The following is a 6,666-nucleotide window of genomic DNA, read 5'->3' as shown; positions in this document are numbered from 1 at the left end:
CGCTGCCCACCCTCGACGAGTCACGGGAGCACCTGCGGGAGTGCCTGATCTCCATCCCGTGGGAGGGGCTCAAGCTCTCCGGCGGCGACCCGGCCGTCCCGGTGACCGTCGTACCCGCGAGCTGAGAGGACCGAGATGGCCAACGCCTTGATCATCGTGGACGTGCAGAAGGACTTCTGCGAGGGCGGCTCCCTGGCCGTGGCCGGCGGGGCGGGGGTCGCCGCCGGCATCACCCGGCTGCTCGCCGCCGAGCCGGGGCGCTGGGACCACGTGGTCGCGACGAAGGACTTCCACATCGACCCGGGCGCCCACTTCGGCGACCCGCCGGACTACGTCGACTCCTGGCCCCGGCACTGCGTGGTGGGCACCGCCGGCTCGGAGTTCCACCCGGACCTGGCGACCGACCGGGTGGAGGTGATCTTCCACAAGGGCGAGCACGCGGCCGCGTACTCCGGTTTCGAGGGGCACGCCGACGACGGCGAGTGCCTGGCCGACTGGCTGCGCCGGCACGACGTCGACCGGGTCGACGTGGTGGGCATCGCCACCGACCACTGCGTCCGGGCCACCGCGCTCGACGCGGCCCGGGAGGGCTTCGCGACCACCGTGCTGCTGGACCTGACCGCCGCCGTCGCGCCCGACACGCTGGACGTGGCGCTGCGGGCCTTCGACGGCGCCGGGGTCACCACGGTCGGCGAGCCTGTGATCAGGGCCGCTTGAGCAGGTAATCGGTTGCGGCTGTCGTACCCCCGGTCGAGGATTGACGGCCGGAGGTACGGACCGTCGTGAATTTGAAGCCTTACCGGGAGGCACTCGCCCTGCCCGGTCTCCGGTCGTTGCTGCTGATTTCGGTGCTGGCGCGCATCCCGCTCACCGCGACCGGCGTGACGCTCACCTTCCACGTCGTGCTCGACCTCGGTCGCGGCTACGGCGCGGCCGGGCTGGTCGGGGCCGCCTCCACCATCGGGGCCGCGCTCGGCTCCCCGCTGCTCGGCCGGCTGGTCGACCGGCGCGGCCTGCGCCCGGTGCTGCTGCTCACCACGATCGCCGAGGGCCTCTTCTGGGCCAGCGCGCCGACCCTGTCGTACCCGGTGCTGCTGCCCACCGCGTTCCTGGCCGGGCTGTTCGCGCTGCCGGTGTTCTCGGTGGTCCGCCAGTCGGTCGCCGCGCTGGTGCCCGCCGAGCGGCGCCGCCCCGCGTACGCCCTCGACTCGATGTCGGTGGAGCTCTCGTTCATGGTCGGCCCGGCGCTGGCCGTGGCCATGGCCGCCGCCGTGTCGCCCCGGCTGACCATGTGGGCGGTCGGCGCCGGGATCGTCGCCTCCGGCATCTGCTTCTGGCTGCTCGACCCGCCCACCCGCGCCGCCGACGAGCCGGCCGGCCCGGCCCGCAAGGTGCCTCGCCGGGAATGGGTCACCCCCCGGCTGCTCGCCGTGCTGGCGGTCAGCCTGGCCGCCACCCTGGTGCTCGGCGGCACGGACGTCGCGGTGGTCGCCGTGCTGCGCAAGGGTGGCGAGGTCGGCTGGACGGGCGCCGTCCTGGCCATGTGGGCGGTCGCCTCGCTGGCGGGGGGCTTCGCCTACGGGGCGGTCACCCGCTCAATCTCCCCGCTGGTCCTGGTGGGGGCGCTGAGCCTGACCACCATCCCGGTCGGGCTGGGCGGGTCGCACTGGTGGCTGCTCTGCCTGACGCTCGTCCCGGCCGGGGCGCTCTGCGCGCCCTCCATCGCGTCGACCTCGGACGCGGTGAGCCGGCTCGCCCCGGCCGGCGTCCGTGGCGAGGCCATGGGCCTGCACGGCTCGGCCGTCACGGTCGGCATCGCTCTCGGCGCGCCGCTGGCCGGCGCGGTGATCGACGCCTCGGCCCCGGCCTGGGGGTTCGCGGTCACCGGGGCGATCGGCGTGCTGGTCGCCCTCGCGGTCCTCCCGATCGAACTCCGCCACCGCCGCGAAGCAACCGCCACCCCCACCCCCCAGGAACTGACCCCCGCCACCCGCTGACCTCCGGCCACCCACCCCGCCCCCACCCCACCCCTGGCCCGGCAGCCCCGGTTGATCATGAGGTTGGCGGCGGTTTAGGAGATCCACATCGCCGCCAACCTCATGATCAACCGGTCGAGGGTGGGGTGGCAGGGGGCGGGAAAGGCGGCGGGCGCCGCACCCCGGTGGGGTGCGGCGCCCGTCGCTGTGTCGCTCTGGATCAGCTCTTGTTGAGCCGGCCCTCGGTGTCCTCCTGGTAGCTGGCGCCACCGTCGGACTCGCTGGTGAGCGGCTTGGCGCCGCCCTCTGGCGGCCCGGCCAGGGACTGGCCGGCGGCCAGCTCGGGGAACTTGAGGTCGAAGGCCGGCCGCTCGGAGCGGATCCGCGGCATCCGGTCGAAGTTCCGCAGCGGCGGCGGCGAGCTGGTGGCCCACTCGAGCGAGTTGCCGTGGCCCCACGGATCGTCGACCTCGACCACCGGACCGGTCTTGTACGACTTCCAGCAGTTCCAGATGAACGGCAGGGTCGAGATGCCGGTGATGAACGCGCCGACGGTGGAGAAGGTGTTCAGGAACGTGAAGCCGTCACCGGGCAGGTAGTCGGCGTAGCGGCGGGGCATGCCCTCGGCGCCGAGCCAGTGCTGGACCAGGAACGTGGTGTGGAAGCCGATCATGGTCAGCCAGAAGTGGATCTTGCCGAGGCGCTCGTCGAGCATCCGGCCGAACATCTTCGGGAACCAGAAGTAGATGCCGCCGAAGACGGCGAACACGATGGTGCCGAAGAGCACGTAGTGGAAGTGCGCCACCACGAAGTAGGAGTCGGAGACGTGGAAGTCCAGCGGCGGGCTGGCCAGCAGCACACCGGTCAGGCCGCCGAAGAGGAAGGTCACCAGGAAGCCGACCGCCCAGAGCATCGGCGTCTCGAAGCTGATCTGACCCCGCCACATGGTGCCGATCCAGTTGAAGAACTTCATGCCGGTCGGCACGGCGATCAGGTAGCTCAGGAAGCTGAAGAACGGCAGCAGCACCTGGCCGGTGACGAACATGTGGTGCGCCCACACGCTCATCGACAGGGCGGCGATGGCGATGGTCGCGGCCACCAGACCCTTGTAGCCGAAGATCGGCTTCCGGGAGAAGACCGGGATGATCTCGCTGATGATGCCGAAGAACGGCAGCGCGATGATGTAGACCTCGGGGTGCCCGAAGAACCAGAACAGGTGCTGCCAGAGCAGCGGGCCGCCGGTCGCGGGGTCGTACACGTGGGCGCCGATCAGGCGGTCCGCGGCGAGCGCGAAGAGCGCGGCGGCCAGCAGCGGGAAGACCAGGATCGCCAGCAGGCTGGTGACCAGCAGGTTCCAGGTGAAGATCGGCATCCGGAACATGGTCATGCCGGGCGCGCGCAGGGTCAGGATCGTGGTGATCATGTTGACCGCGCCGAGGATCGTGCCCAGACCGGAGATCGCCAGCCCGACGATCCACATGTTCCCGCCGACGCCCGGCGAGTGCTCGGCGGTGCTCAGCGGCGTGTACGCCGTCCAGCCGAAGTCGGCTGCGCCGCCCGGGGCGATGAACCCGGCGGTGGCCATGGTGCCGCCGAACAGGTACAGCCAGTAGGCGAAGGCGTTCAGCCGGGGGAACGACACGTCGGGCGCGCCGATCTGCAGCGGCACCACGTAGTTGCCGAACGCGAACACGATGGGCGTCGCGAAGAACAGCAGCATGATCGTGCCGTGCATGGTGAAGAGCTGGTTGTACTGCTCGGGCGACAGGAACTGCAGGCCCGGCCGCGCCAGCTCGGCGCGCATGATCAGGGCCATCAGCCCACCGATCATGAAGAACGCGAACGCGGTGACCATGTACATGATCCCGATCTGCTTCGCGTCCGTGGTGCGCAGCAGCCGCGCGATTGCCGACCCCTTGACCGGCTCGCGGACCGGCCAGGGCCGGGTCACGACCGGCTTGGGTGCGACGGTGGTCACGAGTGGCCTCCGGTTCTGGGTTGTCCCGCTCGGCGCGCTCTTGATCTGCGCAGCCGTCATCCGCAAGGAGGATAGTCCCCGGTAGGTGGCCCCGCTTCGTGGGGTGGCGGCTACGATCACCGCCGCTTCTAGAGGGGGCCGGTCAGCAGCCGGTAGTGCTCCTGGAAGATCCGCCCGCCGCGTCCGCGCAGCAAGGGGTCGCGCAGCGCCGGCGGCACGTCGCGGGTGCGGTTGCGGTCCCGGGTCCGGTCCCGCACCCAGCGGGTACGCGGGCGGCGGCGACTCTCGTACGCGAGCAGGGCGGCGTCGACGCTGCCGGCGGCCCGCAGCGACTCGGCGAGCACCACGGCGTCCTCCAGCGCCATGGCGGCGCCCTGGGAGAGCGTCGGCGCGGTGGCGTGAGCCGCGTCACCGACGAGCAGCACCCGGCCGTGGAACCAGCGCCCCAGCTCGACCTCCTCGGTGAGCTCCACGTCCACGGTCTCCAGCGCGGCGAGCACCTCGGGCACCGGGCCGCCGTAGTCGTCGAACAGCTCGTGCAGCCGGGCGCGCGGGTCGGCCGGCAGGCTGGTGCCGGCCTCGTCGGCATAGCAGTGCAGCCGGCCGGCGCCGAGCGGCACCACCAGGAAGCCGGCGCGCTGGCCGAGCAGGGCGGTCCAGTCGGCGACCGGGGGGCCGCCGCGCACCACGCTGCGGTAGACCACCTGGCCGGCGGGGCGGGGCGGGCCGCCGAGCGCGGCCAGGGTGCGCACCGCCGAGCGGGGCCCGTCGGCGCCGATGACCAGGTCGTACTCGCCGCTGGTGCCGTCGGTGAACCCGACTGCGACGCCGCCGGGCAGCGGGTCGACGGTGCTGACCTCGGCCCCGTGCCGGACGGCGCCGCCGGCGCCGGTGAGCAGCACCCGGTGCAGCTCGGCGCGGGGCAGCGCGCGGCACTCCCCCACCCCGGCCCAGAGCGCGTCGAGGTCGACCTCGCAGAGCGGCGCGCCGGTGGCGTCCAGGAAGCGCTGCCGGTGGATGACCTCGCCGAGGGGGCGTACCGGGCCGTCGAGGTCGAGCCGGCGCAGCGCCCGGGCCGCGTTGCCCGGGAGGTAGAGGCCGATGTCGGCGCGCTCGGCCGGCGGGAGCTTCTCGGTCACGTCGGGGCGGAATCCCGCGAGGCGCAGCGCACGGGCCACGGCGAGACCGGCGATGCCCGCGCCGACGACGAGGATGCGCAGGGGGGAACCACCCATCGTGGGGTACGCCTCCGGAGGGGTTCGGAACGCGTTGGAGGCAAGACATTACTCGCCGCAACCAAGCGGCGGAAGTGCCCATCGGCCCTGGCGTGGAGGCCCGGTCAGCGGCCGGGAGCCCTCCCACCGGCGGGAATCCCGCCCCGACCGGGGGACCCGGCCGCCGGTGCGACACCACGGTGCCACGGCCCGCTCACACACCGTGGGCAGGGCGATCAACTCGGTCGGAACGGTTGCGCCGGAGTTTCAGACATGTAAATGTGTTGGCGTGAGCGTGGGAGCGCTCCCGGCACCTTCCACCGACACGAATCGGAGCATCATGAAGCGTCCACTGAGGGCCCTCGCCGCGGCCGGCCTGCTGGCCGCCGGCTCGATCGTCGCCGTCGCGCTCGGCGGCACCGCCTCCGCCGACACCCAGATCTGCGAGCAGTACGGGTCGACCACCATCGGCGGAAAGTACGTCGTGCAGAACAACCGCTGGGGCACCAGCGCGCAGCAGTGCATCAACGTGACCTCCACCGGCTTCTCCATCACCCGGCAGGACGGGACGGGGAACACCAGCGGCGCGCCGGTCTCGTACCCGTCGATCTTCGTGGGCTGCCACTACACCAACTGCTCACCCGGCACCAACCTGCCGGTGCAGGTGAGGAACATCAGCAGCGCGCCGAGCAGCATCAGCTACAACTACGTCAGCGGCGCGGTCTACGACGCCGCCTACGACATCTGGCTCGACCCGACGCCGAAGAAGGACGGGGTCAGCCAGATGGAGATCATGGTCTGGTTCAACCGGCAGGGCCCGATCCAGCCGATCGGCTCCGTGGTCGGCACCGCCAGCGTCGCGGGCCGGACCTGGGAGGTCTGGCGGGGCAGCAACGGCTCGAACAACGTCATCTCGTACGTGGCGCCGTCCCCCATCACCAGCCTGAGCTTCGACGCCATGGCGTTCATCAACGACACGAAGAACCGCGGCGCGATCACCAGCGACTGGTACCTGACCAGCATCCAGGCCGGCTTCGAGCCGTGGCAGGGCGGCGTCGGCCTGGCCGTCAACTCCTTCTCGCAGAGCGTCAACACCGGCGGCGGTACGCCGACCACGCCGCCGCCGACCACCACGCCGCCGCCGGGCAACGCCGCCTGCTCGGTGAAGTACACGACCAACGTCTGGAACAACGGCTTCACCGCCGACGTGACGGTCACCAACACCGGCTCCAGCACCGTCAACGGCTGGACGTTGAACTACAACCTGCCCTCGGGGCAGACCATCACCGGCTCGTGGAACGCCACCGTGACGCAGAGCGGGTCCGCGGTGACCGCGCGGAACCTGAGCTACAACGGCACGCTGGCACCGGGAGCCTCGACCAGCTTCGGCTACCAGGCGACGCTGAGCGGCGGGTTCTCCACGCCGAGCAGCTTCACCCTCAACGGCAGCACCTGCACCAGGGCGTGACACCCACCTGATCCCGGGGCGCGGTCCGCA

General features: G+C 71.8%; 5 protein-coding genes. 3 read left to right on the top strand and 2 right to left on the bottom strand.

Annotated features, from left to right (window positions below):
* Positions 1-135: 135 nt before the first annotated feature.
* Positions 136-717 carry an isochorismatase family protein gene (locus ACZ6PY_RS29045; RefSeq protein ID WP_466078012.1) on the top strand — a complete coding sequence of 194 codons (582 nt, stop codon included), beginning with the start codon at positions 136-138 and terminating at the stop codon, positions 715-717.
* 65 nt (positions 718-782) lie between these two features.
* Positions 783-1,997: an MFS transporter gene (locus ACZ6PY_RS29040; protein WP_466078009.1), complete on the top strand. Its 1,215-nt coding sequence runs from the start codon at positions 783-785 to the stop codon at positions 1,995-1,997.
* Positions 1,998-2,196: 199 nt separating this feature from the next.
* Here the strand turns inward: ACZ6PY_RS29040 and ctaD are convergent, their stop codons facing one another.
* Positions 2,197-3,954, bottom strand: a complete 1,758-nt coding sequence (gene ctaD, locus ACZ6PY_RS29035) for an aa3-type cytochrome oxidase subunit I (RefSeq protein WP_466078006.1) — start codon at positions 3,952-3,954, stop codon at positions 2,197-2,199.
* Positions 3,955-4,082: 128 nt separating this feature from the next.
* The gene (locus ACZ6PY_RS29030; protein ID WP_466078003.1) at positions 4,083-5,189 is read right to left on the bottom strand and encodes an FAD-dependent monooxygenase; all 1,107 of its coding nucleotides are present in this window, start codon (positions 5,187-5,189) and stop codon (positions 4,083-4,085) included.
* A gap of 319 nt (positions 5,190-5,508) precedes the next feature.
* Here ACZ6PY_RS29030 and ACZ6PY_RS29025 point away from each other — a divergent pair, with 319 nt between their 5' ends.
* The gene (locus ACZ6PY_RS29025; protein WP_466078001.1) at positions 5,509-6,636 is read left to right on the top strand and encodes a glycoside hydrolase family 12 protein; all 1,128 of its coding nucleotides are present in this window, start codon (positions 5,509-5,511) and stop codon (positions 6,634-6,636) included.
* The last annotated feature ends 30 nt before the right edge of the window (positions 6,637-6,666 follow it).

This window comes from Micromonospora sp. NPDC048907, assembly GCF_055586885.1.
The sequence above is the reverse complement of the archived record's forward strand: the minus strand, read 5'-3'. Positions and strand labels throughout refer to the sequence as shown.